This is a genomic window from Streptomyces sp. NPDC021225, from assembly GCF_044332865.1.
GTDB lineage: Bacteria > Actinomycetota > Actinomycetes > Streptomycetales > Streptomycetaceae > Streptomyces.
Genome location: NZ_JBIRPV010000008.1, coordinates 407807 through 422654, shown reverse-complemented (window position 1 = coordinate 422654; position 14848 = coordinate 407807). Strand labels below are relative to the sequence as shown.

The window sequence follows — 14848 nt, the reverse complement described above, 5'->3', positions numbered from 1 at the left end:
GGTGTCGGCATCCCGAGGGGAGGGTGTCGGGCGCCTGATCGTGTGTCAGCCCCGGGCCGCGATCGCCAAGGCGGTGGAGGTATGCGGCCGCGCCGAACGAGTCATCGTCAAGGCCTATGGACGGGAGCCGCACCGACCCAGCGGTGATAGGCATCCACGTCGACGTTGCTGCCGCACACGATGGTGACCACGTGTCGGCCGGCGAAGCGGTCGCGGTCTTCGAGGATCGCCGCGATGCCGAGCGCGGCCGACGGCTCGACGACCAGGCCGGCGTGGTCGAGGAGCATCCGCATACCGGCGATGATCGACGCCTCCTGGACCAGGACGGCGTCGTCGGCGACCAGCAGGAGGTCGTCCAGGACGGCCGGGATGGGACACCGGCCGGCGACGCCGTCGGCGATGGTGTCGGTCGAGTCGGTGGTGACGACGCGCCGCCAGCGCCACGAGTGTGTCATCGCCGGTGCGCCCAGCGGCTGGACGCAGATCACCTCGGCTTCGGGCGCCATGGCCTTCACCACATGACCCACGCCGGTGGCCAGTGCCCCGCCGCCGAGAGCGATCAGCACGGCGTCGAACGACGGCGCGGCGTCCACCAGCTCCAGGCCGATGGTCGCCGCGCCCTCGCAGGTCTCGAGGTCCAGGCTGTCCTCGACCAGCCGGATGCCGTCGCGGCGCGCGATGGCCGCGGCCCGCTCGCGCGCCATCTCGTGGTCGCCGTCCACCAGTTCCAGCCTGGCGCCCAGTGCGCGGATGCGGTCAAGCTTGGCCACCGTCGCGAAGCGGGATGCCACGACGGTGACGTCGAGCCCCCGGCCGCGACCGGACCAGGCGAGGGCCTGGCCGAGGTTGCCCGCGCTGGCGCACACCACGGCTCGCGAGCCATGGTCGGCGAGCAGGCTCGCGACCACCTCGGTGCCGCGGGCCTTGAAGCTGCGGACCGGGTTCGCCGTTTCGAGCTTGATGCTCACCGTGCACCCGAGGGCTGGCTCCAACGCCTCGCAGCGGTACAGCGGGGTGTCGAGAAAAATCGGGTCGATCACCCGGCGAGCCGCCCGGATCCGAGCAGTGTCGAGGCGTGTCTCCTGCATGGCACAGCAGCGTAGCGCCGCCGGCCATGTTCGATGCGTTGATCAAGCGCCCGGGTCGGGGCGGGCCTGGTCACGATGGCCGCGGATGATCTCCGCGTAGCGGTGGCCGGTCCCCTTGATGGTGCGGGCCTGGGTGCGGTAGTCGACGTGGACGAGCCCGAAGCGCTTGTCGTATCCGTAGGCCCACTCGAAGTTGTCGAGCAGCGACCAGGCGAAGTAGCCGGCGAGCGGGGCGCCCTTGCGGGCTGCCGAGGCGCAGGCCACGAGGTGTTGGATGAGGTAGTCCTGGCGCTCGGGGTCGTCGACGGTGCCGTCCGGGCGTATGACGTCGGGGTAGGAGGAGCCGTTCTCGGTGACGTACAGCTTGCGGGCGCCGTATTCGTCGGTCAGACGCAGCAGGAGGGTTTCGATGCCGGTGGGGTCGATCTCCCAGTCCATGCCGGTGCGGGGCACGTCCGGGCGGCGGATGCCGTGGGCGTGGGGGGCCGGGGCGGTGGGGGCGTCGGTGACAGTGACCGGGAAGTAGTAGTTCAGGCCCAGCCAGTCCAGGGGCGCGGCGATGGTCTCCAGGTCGCCGGGTTGTTCCGGCAGTTCCACCCCGTACACCTCGCGCATGTCCGCGGGGAAACCGCGGCCGTGGACGGGGTCCAGCCACCAGCGGTTGGTGTGGCCGTCCAGGCGCCGCGCGGCCGCCAAGTCCTCGGGCCGGTCGGTGGCGGCGTGAACGGTGGAGAGGTTGTTGACGATTCCGACCTCGGCGCCCGGTGCGGCGGCCCGGATCGCCTGGGTGGCGAGGCCGTGGCCGAGCAGCAGATGGTACGAGGCGCGGACGGCTGCGGTCAGATCCGTAAGGCCGGGCGCCATCACGCCGTCGAGGTGGCCGATCCAGGCCGAGCACAGCGGTTCGTTGAGCGTGGTCCAGTGGTGGACCCGGTCGCCGAGGCGGCCGGCCGTCGCCGAGGCGTACGCGGCGAAGTGCTCCGCGGTGTCGCGCACGGGCCAACCGCCCCGGTCCTGGAGCACCTGCGGAAGGTCCCAGTGGTACAGGGTGACGGAGGGGGTGATGCCCGCTTCCAGCAGACCGTCGATCAGCTCGTCGTAGAAGGCCAGTCCCTTGGCGTTGACCGGCCCGTCGCCGCCCGGCATCACCCGTGGCCAGGCGATGGACAGCCGGTAGGCGTTGGTGCCCAGCTGCTTCATCAGGCCGATGTCCTCGCGCCAGCGGTGGTAGTGGTCGCAGGCCACGTCGCCGTGGTCGTCGCCCGCGATCCTGCCGGGGGTGTGCGAGAAGGTGTCCCAGATCGAGGGCGACCGCCCGTCCTCGGCGACGGCTCCCTCGATCTGGTAGGCCGAGGTGGCCGTGCCCCAGAGGAAGTCGTGCGGGAGGGCGGTGAGGTCCAGGAGTTCGGACACGTACGTCCTTTCGGAGAGGGGATGGCCGGTCACTTCACGGCTCCGGCGGTGAGTCCGGCGACGAGATAGCGCTGTAGCAGGAGGAATCCGGCGACCACGGGGACGCTCACCACGAGGGAGGCGGCCATGATCTGGTTCCAGTAGACGTCGTTCTGGCTGGCGTAGCCCTGGAGGCCGATGGCGAGGGTGCGGGTGGTGTCGTTCGTCATCACGGATGCGAAGAGCACCTCGCCCCAGGCGGTCATGAAGGCGTAGACGGCCACGGCGACGATGCCGGGGGTCGCGGCCGGGACGACGACCCGCAGCAGCGCGCCGAGGGGGCCGCAGCCGTCCACCAGCGCGGCCTCGTCCAGGTCGCGCGGGACCGAGTCGAAGTACCCGATGAGCATCCAGATCGAGAACGGCAGCGAGAAGGTGAGATAGGTGAGGATGAGGCCGCCGCGGGAGCCGAAGAGGGCGATGCCGGTGGTGTTGCCGATGCTGACGTAGATGAGGAACAGGGGCAGCAGGAAGAGGATGCCGGGGAGCATCTGTGTGGAGAGCACGGTGACGGTGAACACGCGCCTGCCCCGGAAGCGGTAGCGGCTGACCGCGTAGGCGGCGAAGACCGCGATCACCACCGAGCAGACCGTGGCCGCGCTCGCCACGATGGCCGAGTTCACGAAGTAGTCGGCGAGCGGGACGGTCGACCAGATGTCGATGTAGGGGCGGATGGTCAGCCCGCTGGGGAGCCAGCGGAATGTCCCCGACACGTCCTGGAGCGGCTTCAGGGAGCTGGAGATCATCACGTACACCGGCACCAGGACGAAGCCGGTGAGCAGGGTGAGGAAGATCCGGCGGGCCCAGAGGAAGGACCTCGGGGCGGCCATCGGTGAGCGGGGCTTGGATGTGGCGCTAGACATCGGCCGTCTTCCTTCGTCGGGAGGTCAGCAGCAGGTAGACGCCCGTCACCACGAGAAGGAAGAGCAGCAGGAGGACGGACATGGCGGAGCCGGTGCCGAAGTTCCAGGTGACGAACGACGACTGGTAGATGTGGATCGAGATGAGGTCCGCGGCCTCCGGCGCCGCCTTGCCGAACAGCGCGAACGGCGTGTTGAAGTCGTTGAACGTCCACAGGAACAGGACCAGCACCAACACCTGGTTGACCGGACGCAGCGAGGGCAGGGTGATGTGGCGGATCTGCTGCCACATACCCGAACCGTCGAGAGCTGCCGCCTCGTAGAGCTCCCGGGGGATGTTCTGGAGGCCGGCCATGACGATGAGAAACGCGAACGGCCAGCCCTTCCACACCGACACGGTCAGCAGCGCGATGAAGCTGTTGTCGCCGATGAGCCAGAAGGAGGGCTTGTCGGCGAGGCCGAGCTGGTCGTGCAGGACGTGGTTCACCAGGCCGTTGTCGTGCTGGAACATGAACGCCCAGGTGATGACGGCGGTGTATACGGGGAGCGCGTACGGGATGAGGAACAGGGTGCGCAGGAGGCCGCGGCCGCGGAAGGTGTCCTGGAGGAAGATGGCGGTGGCGGTGCCGAGCAGCCAGCACAGTCCGACCGACAGCAGGGTGAATCCGCAGGTGACCAGGAACGAGTGGAGCAGCGCCTCGCCGACCGGCGCGTCGAAGTCCACCGAGAGCTGGTAGTTGTCGAAGCCGGACCAGGGGGCGGTGGTCCAGTCGCGGATGAAGAACTGGGTGAGCTCCTTGAAGCTCATCAGGATGCCGATCGCCATCGGCACCAGATGGACCAGGAGTTCCAGCAGCAGGGCCGGCAGGAGCAGCAGATACGGCAGTGCGATGCGGCGGATCCGCCCGGTGCGGCGCGGGCCTCGCGCCGCACCGGGGGATGTCCCCGGCGCCGCCTGCTGGTCGACCTGTGCGGTGGCGGTCGTGGTGGTCATGGGGATGTCCGCGGTCACTTCGCCGGCATCTGCTGCTGGGCCTTGTGGAGCCGTGCCTTCACCGACTCTGTGGTCACGGCGCGCCCGGCGGCGGCGTCGGCGAACAGCTCCTTGACGGCTGTGCCCACCGCCGTCTCGAACTGGGACTCCTGGGGGACCTGCGGCAGCGCCTCGGCGCTCTTGGCGAGGGTGTCGCGCAGGACGGTCGTGGCCTGGGTGTTGAACGCGGGGTCGGACTGGGCGGCCTTGACCGGCGGGATGGAGCCGTACGCCGTGTTGAGGATCTTCTGCTCGGCGTCGCTGGTCATGAACTTCACGAACTTCAGTGCGCCGTCGTGGTTGTCGGTGTTCTTGAAGACGGCCATGTTGATGCCGGCGACCATCGAGTTGACGGAGGTGCCGGTGCCGGGGGTGCCGGAGGGGGTGGGCGCCGGGGCCACGCCCCACTCGTCGTCCTTCATGCCCAGCGATTTGAAGGTGGCGGAGGCCGTCTGCCACAGCACCATCGCGGTCTTGCCCTTGGCGAAGTCGCTCAGGGACTGGTTCTGGGCGTATTCGGCGTTGCCCGGCGGGATGGCCTTGTCCTTGGCCATCAGGTCGACGTACTGCTTGACCGCGGCGACCGCGCCGTCCGAGGTGAAGTCCGGCTTGCCGTCGGCGGTGAAGAAGTCAGCGCCGTGCTGCTTGGCGAAGACGAAGGCGTGGTGGATGTTCTCCGACAGGTTCGCCCCCTCGGCGCCCAGCGCCGCCGCGCCGTGCTGCTTGATCTTCTTGGCGTCCGCGACCAGCTCGTCCCAGGTGGCAGGCGGCTTGGCGATGCCCGCGTCGGCGAAGATCTTCTTGTTGTAGTAGAGCGCGTACGCCATCGAGTACAGCGGTACGGCGGCCGGGTCCTTGCCCTGCGCTCCCGTCGAGCCGAGGGCCGAGTCCACGAAGCGGTCCTTGCCACCGATCGTGCGGAAGTTCTCGGCGTCCCATGGCAGCAGGGCCCCGGATGCCTGGAGTGAGGCGCTCCAGGTGTTGCCGATGTTCAGCACGTCGGGGCCCTGGCCGGAGGTGGTCGCGGTGAGGATCCGGTTCAGCAGCTCCGACCAGGGCACCACCTCCAGCTTGACGGTGATCCCGGTCTGCTCTTTGAACTTGTCGAGTTCGGGCTGGAGGACCTTCTTGTCCACGTTGATGCTCGCGCCCTGGTTGGAGGCCCAGTACGTGAGCGTCTTCGGCGAGTCGTTGGACCCGTTTCCGGCCGTGGACGAACCGCCTCCGCAGGCCGTGGCGGCAATGGCGAGTGACAAGGTGACGGCGCCGATGGCCGCGGCTCGGATGCTGCGCATGGCTCCAGGTGTCCCTTTCCGGGAGTCGAGTACGCCGAAGAGGGCCCGGGCACGTCGATGTGCGTTCAACTCCCGAAGCCTCTCATGGCTTAATTTACGACGTGAGTTAAACCTCAAGAGATAGGCGCGTCAAGAGATCCGGCAGTAGGTATCTTGTTACGCGGAGCCGGGACTTGAGGAGGTCAGGTGGCTGCACACAACAGCCGCACGGTGCGTGACCTGCGGCGGGAGAACCGCACCGCCGTGCTGCGCCGGTTGTTCTTCGACGGGCCGATGAGCCGCCTCTCGCTTGCCCCCGCGACCGGGCTGAGTTCGGGCTCCATCAGCAATGTGGTCACCGAACTGCTCACCGAGGGGCTGGTGGAGGAGGCCGGAAGCGTCGACTCCGACGGCGGCCGCCCCCGCACGCTGCTGCGCATCGCCCCGCGCAGCGGCCATTTGATCGGGGTGGACGTCGGCGAGACCCGGGTCCGCGTCGAGCTGTTCGATCTGTCGCTGGCCGAACAGGGCCGCGCGGAGCGGCCATTGCCCACGCGCGGGACCGCCCGCCCTGACCGCTACGACAGCGAACTGATCGCGGGCCACATCCGAGACGGCATCACCGAGGTCCTGAACACTGCCAGGCTCACCCCCGGGCAGATCCTCGGTGTCGGCATCGGCACCCCCGGAATCATCGAACACTCCGAGGAGGACGGCGCGGTGGTGCACTGCACCCCGATCGGCTGGGAAGCGGTCCCGCTGGAACGGATGCTGCGCCGCCCTGGCCATCTCCCCCAACAGGTACCCTACTTCATCGAGAACGGCGCCAAGACGCTGGGCCAGGCCGAGATGTGGTTCGGCGCCGGGCGCGGTGCGCGCAGCGCGGTGGTCGTCCTCTTCGGATCGGGCGTCGGCGCCTGCGTCGTCACCGATGACGTCGAGCACGGCCGGGCGGTGGAGTGGGGCCACCTCACCGTGCGGGTGCGGGGCCGGCGGTGCCGCTGCGGGGCGCTGGGCTGTCTGGAAGCCTACGCGGGCGCGGAAGCACTGCTCGAACGCTGGCAGGAGGCGGGCGGGCAGCCGCCGCCCGACACCGACGAGGAGACCGCCCTGACGGCGATGCTGGCCGGCGCCTACCCCCCGGACGGCGCCGGTCCCACGGACGGCGCCAATCCCACGGCCGGAGCTGACGGTGGCGCCCCGGACCCGGTGGCGGCCGCCGTCCTCGACGAGACCGCGGAGTACCTGGGCGCGGGGCTGTCCGACCTGATCAATCTCTTCCAGCCCGAGCGCATCCTCGTCGGCGGCTGGGCCGGTCTCCAGCTCGGCTCGCGTTTCCTGGAGTCGGTGCGCCGCCACGCGCTGTCCTACGCGCTGCCGTACCCCTCCGGACGTGTCGGCATCGACTTGGGCGCGCTGGGGCCTGACGCGGTGACCGTCGGCGCCGCGACCCTGCCGCTCGCCGACTTCTTCGCACGCGGCGGGCGCCGCCTGCCCGCGCCCCCCGTGCCGGAGCCGGCCCCCGGGTGGCGCACCAGCCTTGGCACGCGACTGGTGTGAGGGCTACGCCGACTCCCGTATCACCAGGTCCGGTTCGAAGAGGACCGAGGTCGGCTCGGTGCGCATGCCCCGCACGTGTTCGTCGAGCAGCCGGGCCATGGTCGCCGCCATGTCCTCCACCGGCTGGCGCACCGAGGTCAGCGGCGGCCGGCAGGTGGTGGCCACGCTGGAGTCGTCGAAACCGATGACCGCGACATCGTCCGGCACCCGTCGGCCGCGTTCCCTCAGCACCTGGCAGACCCCCTGCGCCATCAGGTCGTTGGCGGCGAACACCCCGTCCACATCGGGATGTTCGGCGAGCAGTGCCGTCATCGCCGTCACCCCGCTGTCCAGTGTGAAGCCCCCCTCGGCCACCGGAACGTACGGATGGCCCCCGCGGGCCATGGTGTCGCGAAACCCCGCGAGCCGCTCCTGACTGGCGGACACGGTCGACGGCCCCGACACGGTGGCCACCCTCCGGCACCCCCGGGCCAGCAGACGCTCGGCCGCGAGGCGGCCGCCATCCCAGTGCGCAAGGTCCACATGGCTGAGCGCGACCGGCCGCACGGGCCGGGCGAACAGCACGGCGGGCAGTCCGGCCTCGGCCAGCAGCGTGGGCAGCGGATCGCCGGAATGGGTGGACACCACGAGGGCGCCGTCCGCGTTCCCCTGCCGCAGATACCTCAGCACCTCCTGCCTGGCCTCGGAGGACTCGGCGAACATCAGCACCGGGTGCATCGAGCGAGGCCGCAGAAATCCGACCACCCCACCGACCACCCGGCCGAAGAACGGGTCGGTGAACACCCGCGCGGCGAAAGCGTTCCGCTCGTCCTCCGAGGACTCGCCGACCCCGGAGACGACGAGCGCAACGGTCCCGGTACGCCGGGTCACCAGCGATCTGGCCGCCCGGTTGGGCGTGTATCCGGTCCTCTCGATCGCGAGGCGCACCAGGTCCTGGATGGCCGGATCCACATTGCGGACACCATTGACGACCCGGGAGACGGTCGCCCGGGAGACACCGGCCTCCCGGGCGACATCCTCCAAGGTCGGGGCCTGTCGGTTCATGCCCGCACCCTAATGGCAGCGCGCTCTGCCGTCATAGAGCGCTCTCCCGCCCCGCCACGGGTCAGCGGTAGACGCCGAACTCGTAGAGCGAGTAGCCGTAGCCGGTGCCACGGGCCGTGCCGTGGACACGGACGTAGCGGCCGGTGCCCGAGACGTCGAAGTCGTCGACGCCGCCGTTGCCGTCGGTCACCTCACGGACGGTCCGCCAGCTCTGGCCGTCATCGGAGGTCTGGATGGTGTACGCCTTGGCGTACGCGGCCTCCCAGGCCAGCTGCACGTGAGTGAAGGCGGTGGACGCCCCGAGGTCCACCTGGAGCCACTGCGGATCGCTCCAGTCGCCGGCCCATCGGGTGTCCATCTTGCCGTCCACGGCGTTGGCGGCGGTGCAGGGGCAGTCGCCACCGCCCGTCTGGTGGGAGGAGGCGGTGGCCGACTTGCCGAGGGCCACATTGGTGCCGTTCACGGTGGGTGGGACGATCCGTACGGAACGGGTCTCGATGCCGACGTTGCCCTTGCCGTCGGTGGCCTTGACATAGACCTTCCACACGCCGAGCCGGTCCGGCGCGGTGACCCTCAGCCGGCCGCCGCCGAGGTCGGTGGCGGGCAGCGGGGTGAGCTTCTTGTCCTTGTCGATGTACATGGTGCTGCCCAGCACCTGGTAGGAGATGGCGTCGCCGTCGGGGTCGGTGGCCTTGACCGTAAGGGTCAGGGGGCGGCCTGCCTCCACCTTGGTGGCATCGCCGTCCACGGCCAGTCCGGAGAGGACCGGTGGTGTGTTGTCGCGCGAGGTGTCCGCGCCGTACGCGTTCTTCACCGCGTAGTACGACAGCCGCTTCTGGCCGGCGGGCAGCAGATTGAACCAGACGCCGCCGAAGTCGTCCTCGGTGCCGTAGTGGAACATCGTGGCGCCGAGCGCGACACCCTTGTGACCGGTGACGCAGTTCCACGCCTTGGTGTAGCCCTCGGCCTTGGCCCGGTCGGTGGGCTCCTGTGGCACACCGTTGGGGTCGTCGGGGACCTCCCACTCCCCCGCGGGGCCGGTCTCGGTCACGATGTACGGCTTGGTGTAGCCGCCCTGTTCCCAGGTGGCCTTGATGTCGCAGACGGCGTTGTAGGAGTTGACGGCATACAGGTCGAGGTCGGGGGCGTTCTTCCGGTAGTACGGCCAGGCGCCGGTCCACGCGTCGGTGGAGGTGACCGGGTGGTCGGGGTCGATGCCATGGATCTTCTTGGCGATGTCGTTGACGAACGTGGTGTAGGCGTCACGCTGTCGTTCCAGCTCATCGCCGGTGTAGCAGTTCTGAAGGCCGAGTACCGACTCGTTCCCGACGTTCCACATCAGCACGCCCGGGTGGTCCTTGTAGGCGGAGACCCATGTGGGGAACCCGGCGAGCATCTGGTCCTTGTAGGCGGTGTCCGTCCGGTAGTTCACACAGCCGCCGCTGCCCGGCCCGCCGCCGGGTTGTAGCCAGAAACCGGCGATCACCTTGATGCCGTGGGCGGCCGCGGAGTCGAAAAGGGGTTTGCTGGTGGCATCGGTGCCCCAGGTGCGGATGGTGTTGACGCCCATCGTCCGCAGGTCGGGCAGGTAACGGTCGGCGTCCGCGATGGCGGGGCCCCAGGTCAGGCCCTTGATCTGATACGGCTGGCCGTCCACGGTCAGCCGCCAGTCACCGGGGGCGCCGGCGACCTTGACGACGCTTCCGGCGGCGTGTGCCTGCTGGCCGGGCAGCGCGAGGGCGCCGGCGGTCAGCAGGCCGGCGGTGAGGGGCGCCGCGATGCGGCGTGGAACGGTACGGGTCCGGGTCATGGTCGGGTGTCTTTCGGAGTGTGGGGAAGTGGGGGGAAGCGGAAGTGGCCCGGCCGCGCCGGTGTCCACCCGGGCGGCCGGACCACGGTTCAGGGCAGTTCGTAGTGGTCGTTGAGGGCCGCCCCGGCCTCGGGGTGGGTCTGGTCGTAGCCGCGGGCGTCGCACTGGAGCGCCCCGACGACGCAGTGGTCGACGAGCGCCTTGAGCGTGCGCGCGTCCCAGGCGTTGAAGAAGTCGTAGTGGAACGACCAGCTCGGGCCGCTGGCCAGCCTCACCTGGGAGAGGTCACCGTTGACCGGGAAGGCCATCTTGAACTCGACCATCGGCAGCGCGACCGGGTGGTCGGCGGGGCACACATTGTTGTTCGTCCCGGGGTTGACCACGGGGTACGCCATATGGCTGCGGTGGTCGGGCGTGTCCAGATACTTGCCGTCCCAGCAACTGGGCGCCTGGAAACGAATGTTGAGCTGGACGTCCGGCCGGCTCGGGCAGTCCTTGGGGAACTCGACGTTGAAGAAGCTGTCGCCGCACTCCCAGCCCTCGACGAAGCCGGGGTGGCGGCGGAACTCCTCGGCGCTCTGCATCGGGTTGCCCACCACGAACCGCAGCCCCTTGGGGAACGGCCGCACGCTGGTGTAGTCGGTCACGCCGGCCTTGTAGTAGATGGTCTGCGGGCCGACCGACAGCACCGGCCGATCGCCCTGGAAGAGCGTGGGCATCCAATAGCCCGACTTGTCCCCCGGCGCCTTGCAGGTGGTGCGGCCGGCGTCGAGGGAGGCTGTGGTGCTGGCCGCGTCGGTGGTGGTGTTGCCCATGAAGGTGTGGTCATGGGACGCGCCCGGCTGCCGCGGATACACGATGGGGTCGTCCGCCTTGGTGTGGCTCACCGAGCAGTTGGCCTGGAACTCGTGGAAGTAGCGGTGGGGCGGCTCCTTCGTGGACGGGGTGACGCCGGTGACCGGCGGGTCCGCGGGAATGTAACCGTCGCCGTCCGGGTCCTCGGGCGAGGAGGCGGACGGCGCCGCCATGGCATGCCCCGCGTGGGCGGCCGTGACGCCGCCCACGGGCTGCGCCGGGGGCGCTTCGGCGCTCATCGCGATGCCACCGAGCCCGAGCGAGGTCAGCAGCAGCGCGCCTGCGATCAGGGTTCCTGAGACGATCTTCGATCTCCGTGCCATGGAGACTCCTGCCACATGGAGAGAAGGCGAAAGTGGTCAGGCGGCCGGGCACTGCGAGGATCCGCTGCGCCGTGGGGTGCGGGCCCGGCCGCCCGTATGACGGGCCGTCACAGGCCCGCGACAACGAGTGGGAGAGCGCTCTCCGAGATGGGAGTGTCACGGCGGTGACGTGACAGTGTCAAGGCGTCGAGCGAAGAGGATCAGCGCCAACTTCTATTACTTCTTGAAGAGAATGACCGCAGACACCGGCGTCCGCATCCCACCCAAGAGAGCCTAAAGCACCCCAGCGACCACGGGAGTTGGCGATCGAAGAGCAACAACGGACAAGGAGTACGGTCACAACTCTTGACGTGTCGTTCACATGGATGAAGCATGCGACGGCAAGAGAGCGCTCCCTCACCCCCCATCTCGTTCATTTACTGAACCAGGAGAGTCGCCCCCATGACGCCTTCCCCCAGGCATTCCTCCCCCGACCGCTCCCCCGACCGCCCCGCCGTCGGCCGTCGAGCGGTCCTCGGCGTTGCGGCCGCCGCCGCATCGGCCCCCGCCCTCGTCGGCCTGTCCGCTCCCGCCTCCGCCGCCCCCACGGGCCGGGGCAGGAGCCCGCGCGCCCTGCCGGGCGGCGGCGACCTCGGTCCGAACGTCATCGTCTTCGACCCGTCCACGCCCGGCATCCAGGCCAAGCTGGACGAGGTGTTCAAGAAGCAGGAGTCGGCACAGTTCGGCACCGGGCGCTACGCCCTGCTGTTCAAACCCGGCACCTACCAGGGCCTCAACGCCCAGCTCGGCTTCTACACCTCGATCGCGGGGCTGGGGCTGTCCCCCGACGACACGACGATCAACGGTGATGTCACCGTCGACGCCGGGTGGTTCAACGGCAATGCCACGCAGAACTTCTGGCGTTCCGCGGAGAACCTTGCGCTCGTACCGGTCAACGGCACCAACCGCTGGGCCGTGGCGCAGGCCGCGCCCTTCCGGCGGATGCATGTCCGCGGCGGCCTCAATCTCTCCCCCGACGGCTACGGCTGGGCGAGCGGCGGTTACATCGCGGACAGCCGCATCGACGGCCAGGTGGGACCGTACTCCCAGCAGCAGTGGTACACCCGCGACAGCGCCGTCGGCGGCTGGCTCAACGCCGTGTGGAACATGGTGTTCTCCGGTGTCGAGGGCGCGCCCGCGCAGAGCTTCCCGAACCCGCCGTACACCACGATCGACACCACCCCCATCTCCCGGGAGAAGCCCTTCCTGTACCTCAACGGCACCGAATACCGGGTCTTCCTGCCCGAGAAGCGGACCAACGCCCGCGGGGTCACCTGGGGCAACGGCACCCCCAGAGGCACCTCGCTGCCTCTGTCGCAGTTCTATGTGGCCAAGCCCGGCGTCACCGCGGCCACCCTCAACGAAGCACTCACCCAGGGGCTCCAGCTGCTGCTCACCCCGGGGATCTACCACCTCGACCAGCCGATCCAGGTGAACCGGGCGAACACTGTCGTCCTCGGGCTCGGCTATGCCACCCTCATCCCCGACAACGGTGTCACCGCACTGAAGGTCGCCGACGTCGACGGGGTCCGGCTGGCCGGTTTCCTCATCGACGCCGGACCGGTCAACTCCGCCACCCTGCTGGAAGTCGGCCCGCAAGGGGCCTCGGCCGACCACTCGGCCAACCCCACCACCGTGCAGGACGTGTTCATACGCATCGGTGGCGCGGGGCCCGGCAAGGCCACCACCAGCATGGTGATCAACAGCCGTCACACCGTCGTCGACCACACCTGGGTCTGGCGCGCCGACCACGGAGACGGCGTCGGCTGGGAGACCAACCGCGCCGACTACGGAGTCCGGGTCAACGGTGACGACGTCCTCGCCACGGGTCTGTTCGTGGAGCACTTCAACAAGTACGACGTGCAGTGGTTCGGTCAGCGGGGCCGCACCATCTTCTTCCAGAACGAGAAGGCATACGACGCCCCGAACCAGGCCGCCATCCAGAACGGCTCCCTGAAGGGCTACGCGGCCTACAAGGTGGCCGACTCGGTGACCACGCACGAAGGATGGGGGCTCGGCAGCTACTGCTACTACAACGTCGACCCGAGCATCGTGCAGCACCACGGCTTCGCCGCCCCGAACGCGCCGGGGGTGAAGTTCCACAATCTGCTGGTCGTCTCGCTCGGCGGCAACGGCCAGTACGAACGCGTCATCAATGACACCGGTTCCCCCACCTCGGGCACCTCCACTGTGCCCTCCACCGTGGTGTCATATCCCTGATCCGCGATTCCTCGCGAGCCGGGGCCCCGATGAGCCAGGGGGTCCGGGTGGACCGTCCAGCCGAACGAGGCGCGGCACCCGCCCGGCCCCCGGCGACGACGGTGCGGAGTCAGCCCAGCAGCAGGGACCTTGGCTGTGCGGACAGTGCCCGGTCGAGGACGAGGGACGCCGCCCCCACCGCGGCCACGTTCTCACCCAGGGTGGTGGAGAGGACCGTCGTCGGATGGGTCGCCCTGACGAACGGGGACTGGGCGACCATCGTTTCGATGGTCGTGAGCAGACGGTCCGCGAGCAACTGCCAGGTGGGTCCGCCGAAGACGATGGTGCCGACGTCAAGGAGTGTCGCCGCCGCACACACGCCTCGGCCGATGCGGATGCCCAGGCGCTCGATGATGCCGTCCGCCTGCGCCTCCCCCTCGCCGGCGAGCTCCGCGAGCCGCTTCAGGCCGCGCTGGGCATCGGCCGGGTCGCGGACCGTGAACTCGGCTCCGAGCGCGCCCAGGGAGATGGCCTCGTCGACGAGCGTCCGGGTCGAAAAGGCCGCGCCCAGTCCGCCGACCTCGCCGGCGTTCCCCGACACACCGCGCAGCACGGTGTCATCCACCACGAGCCCCATTCCGGAACCGGTGCCGAGGTAGAAGAAGAGCAGGTTGCGGCTGTCGGTTGCCGCCCCGGCCCAACGCTCCGCGACGACGGCGGCCGTGACGTCCTTGTCGAGCAGGGCCGGAAATCCGGTTGCCTCACTGAGCCGGTCGCGCAGCGGATAGCGGCCCCAGCCACGCAGTTCCGGCGGGTCGACGACCCATCCGGCGGCCGCATCGATCGGCCCCGGCGCTGCGATGCCCAGACCCAGGACCGCTGCCGTGTCAACCAACGCTTCCGCCACGAGCGCACCTACCGAGGCAGCCATGTCGGCGACGATCCCGTCGGTGTCGCCGCCGCTCGGGGTCCGCCGGCTGCGCTGGGCCACGACCGTGCCGAGCAGGTCCACCAGGACGCAGCTGATGACGGCCGGGTCGAGGTGGACTCCCACAGCATAGCGGGAGGTGGGGACGGCTTCGAGAAGTGTGCGAGGCTTTCCGCTGCCTGTGTTGTGCTTGCCCGATTCGCGGGCCACACCTTGGTCGAGCAGCCGCCGGGTGATGTTCGAGACGGTCTGCGCGGACAGGCCGGTGGCCTGTGCGAGTTCCACGCGGCTCAGGCCGGTGGGGTGGCGGCGGATGGCGTCGAGAATCACGGATTCGTTGAAGTCGCCCATGCGCGGCAGGTTGGTGCCGCGCCGAATGGCGG

Annotated in this window: 11 protein-coding genes; 2 read left to right on the top strand and 9 right to left on the bottom strand. The window is 69.5% G+C overall.

Annotation, left to right across the window (positions count from 1 at the left end; all coding sequences use genetic code 11):
- Positions 1 to 107: 107 nt before the first annotated feature.
- From ACH4S9_RS32625 to ACH4S9_RS32605, 5 genes are read right to left on the bottom strand one after another with little or no spacing between them, the layout of a single operon-like run.
- Positions 108 to 1088, bottom strand: a complete 981-nt coding sequence (locus ACH4S9_RS32625; RefSeq protein ID WP_398375136.1) for a threonine/serine dehydratase — start codon at positions 1086 to 1088, stop codon at positions 108 to 110.
- 42 nt (positions 1089 to 1130) lie between these two features.
- Entirely contained in the window at positions 1131 to 2501 is a 1371-nt protein-coding gene (locus tag ACH4S9_RS32620; RefSeq protein ID WP_398375134.1) for a GH1 family beta-glucosidase, read from the bottom strand.
- A 29-nt stretch (positions 2502 to 2530) separates the two neighbouring features.
- Complete coding sequence (locus ACH4S9_RS32615) at positions 2531 to 3403, bottom strand: carbohydrate ABC transporter permease (protein ID WP_311724130.1); 873 nt, start codon at positions 3401 to 3403, stop codon at positions 2531 to 2533.
- Complete coding sequence (locus ACH4S9_RS32610) at positions 3396 to 4394, bottom strand: carbohydrate ABC transporter permease (protein WP_398375132.1); 999 nt, start codon at positions 4392 to 4394, stop codon at positions 3396 to 3398. Before ACH4S9_RS32610 ends, ACH4S9_RS32615 begins: the two co-directional genes overlap by 8 nt.
- Positions 4395 to 4408: 14 nt before the next feature.
- Positions 4409 to 5728: an ABC transporter substrate-binding protein gene (locus ACH4S9_RS32605; protein WP_385338098.1), complete on the bottom strand. Its 1320-nt coding sequence runs from the start codon at positions 5726 to 5728 to the stop codon at positions 4409 to 4411.
- 186 nt (positions 5729 to 5914) lie between these two features.
- Here ACH4S9_RS32605 and ACH4S9_RS32600 point away from each other — a divergent pair, with 186 nt between their 5' ends.
- Positions 5915 to 7267, top strand: coding sequence for an ROK family protein (locus tag ACH4S9_RS32600; protein WP_398375129.1), 1353 nt, complete (start codon positions 5915 to 5917; stop codon positions 7265 to 7267).
- A 3-nt stretch (positions 7268 to 7270) separates the two neighbouring features.
- Here ACH4S9_RS32600 and ACH4S9_RS32595 read toward each other — a convergent pair whose 3' ends face one another.
- The 3 genes from ACH4S9_RS32595 to ACH4S9_RS32585 all read right to left on the bottom strand — a co-directional run bounded on the left by ACH4S9_RS32595 (position 7271) and on the right by ACH4S9_RS32585 (position 11299).
- On the bottom strand, positions 7271 to 8311 hold the full coding sequence (locus tag ACH4S9_RS32595; protein WP_385338104.1) for a LacI family DNA-binding transcriptional regulator: 1041 nt from the start codon (positions 8309 to 8311) through the stop codon (positions 7271 to 7273).
- A gap of 61 nt (positions 8312 to 8372) precedes the next feature.
- The gene (locus ACH4S9_RS32590) at positions 8373 to 10121 is read right to left on the bottom strand and encodes a discoidin domain-containing protein (protein WP_398375127.1); all 1749 of its coding nucleotides are present in this window, start codon (positions 10119 to 10121) and stop codon (positions 8373 to 8375) included.
- Between the two features lie 89 nt (positions 10122 to 10210).
- A complete protein-coding gene (locus tag ACH4S9_RS32585; RefSeq protein WP_398375125.1) occupies positions 10211 to 11299 on the bottom strand; it encodes a DUF1996 domain-containing protein in 1089 nt (362 codons plus the stop codon).
- Positions 11300 to 11740: 441 nt separating this feature from the next.
- Between ACH4S9_RS32585 and ACH4S9_RS32580 the strand changes: the two genes are divergently transcribed.
- Entirely contained in the window at positions 11741 to 13558 is a 1818-nt protein-coding gene (locus tag ACH4S9_RS32580) for a coagulation factor 5/8 type domain-containing protein (RefSeq protein WP_398375123.1), read from the top strand.
- Between the two features lie 109 nt (positions 13559 to 13667).
- Here the strand turns inward: ACH4S9_RS32580 and ACH4S9_RS32575 are convergent, their stop codons facing one another.
- On the bottom strand, positions 13668 to 14816 hold the full coding sequence (locus ACH4S9_RS32575; RefSeq protein ID WP_398375224.1) for an ROK family transcriptional regulator: 1149 nt from the start codon (positions 14814 to 14816) through the stop codon (positions 13668 to 13670).
- Positions 14817 to 14848: the final 32 nt, after the last annotated feature.

What these genes read in the sequence shown, in the direction of transcription:
- ACH4S9_RS32625 (WP_398375136.1), bottom strand. Translation starts at nt 1,088, where the DNA reads ATGCAGGAGACACGCCTCGACACTGCTCGGATCCGGGCGGCTCGCCGG.
- ACH4S9_RS32615 (WP_311724130.1), bottom strand. Translation starts at nt 3,403, where the DNA reads ATGTCTAGCGCCACATCCAAGCCCCGCTCACCGATGGCCGCCCCGAGG.
- ACH4S9_RS32610 (WP_398375132.1), bottom strand. Translation starts at nt 4,394, where the DNA reads ATGACCACCACGACCGCCACCGCACAGGTCGACCAGCAGGCGGCGCCG.
- ACH4S9_RS32605 (WP_385338098.1), bottom strand. Translation starts at nt 5,728, where the DNA reads ATGCGCAGCATCCGAGCCGCGGCCATCGGCGCCGTCACCTTGTCACTC.
- ACH4S9_RS32595 (WP_385338104.1), bottom strand. Translation starts at nt 8,311, where the DNA reads ATGAACCGACAGGCCCCGACCTTGGAGGATGTCGCCCGGGAGGCCGGT.
- ACH4S9_RS32590 (WP_398375127.1), bottom strand. Translation starts at nt 10,121, where the DNA reads ATGACCCGGACCCGTACCGTTCCACGCCGCATCGCGGCGCCCCTCACC.
- ACH4S9_RS32585 (WP_398375125.1), bottom strand. Translation starts at nt 11,299, where the DNA reads ATGGCACGGAGATCGAAGATCGTCTCAGGAACCCTGATCGCAGGCGCG.
- ACH4S9_RS32580 (WP_398375123.1), top strand. Translation starts at nt 11,741, where the DNA reads ATGACGCCTTCCCCCAGGCATTCCTCCCCCGACCGCTCCCCCGACCGC.
- ACH4S9_RS32575 (WP_398375224.1), bottom strand. Translation starts at nt 14,816, where the DNA reads ATGGGCGACTTCAACGAATCCGTGATTCTCGACGCCATCCGCCGCCAC.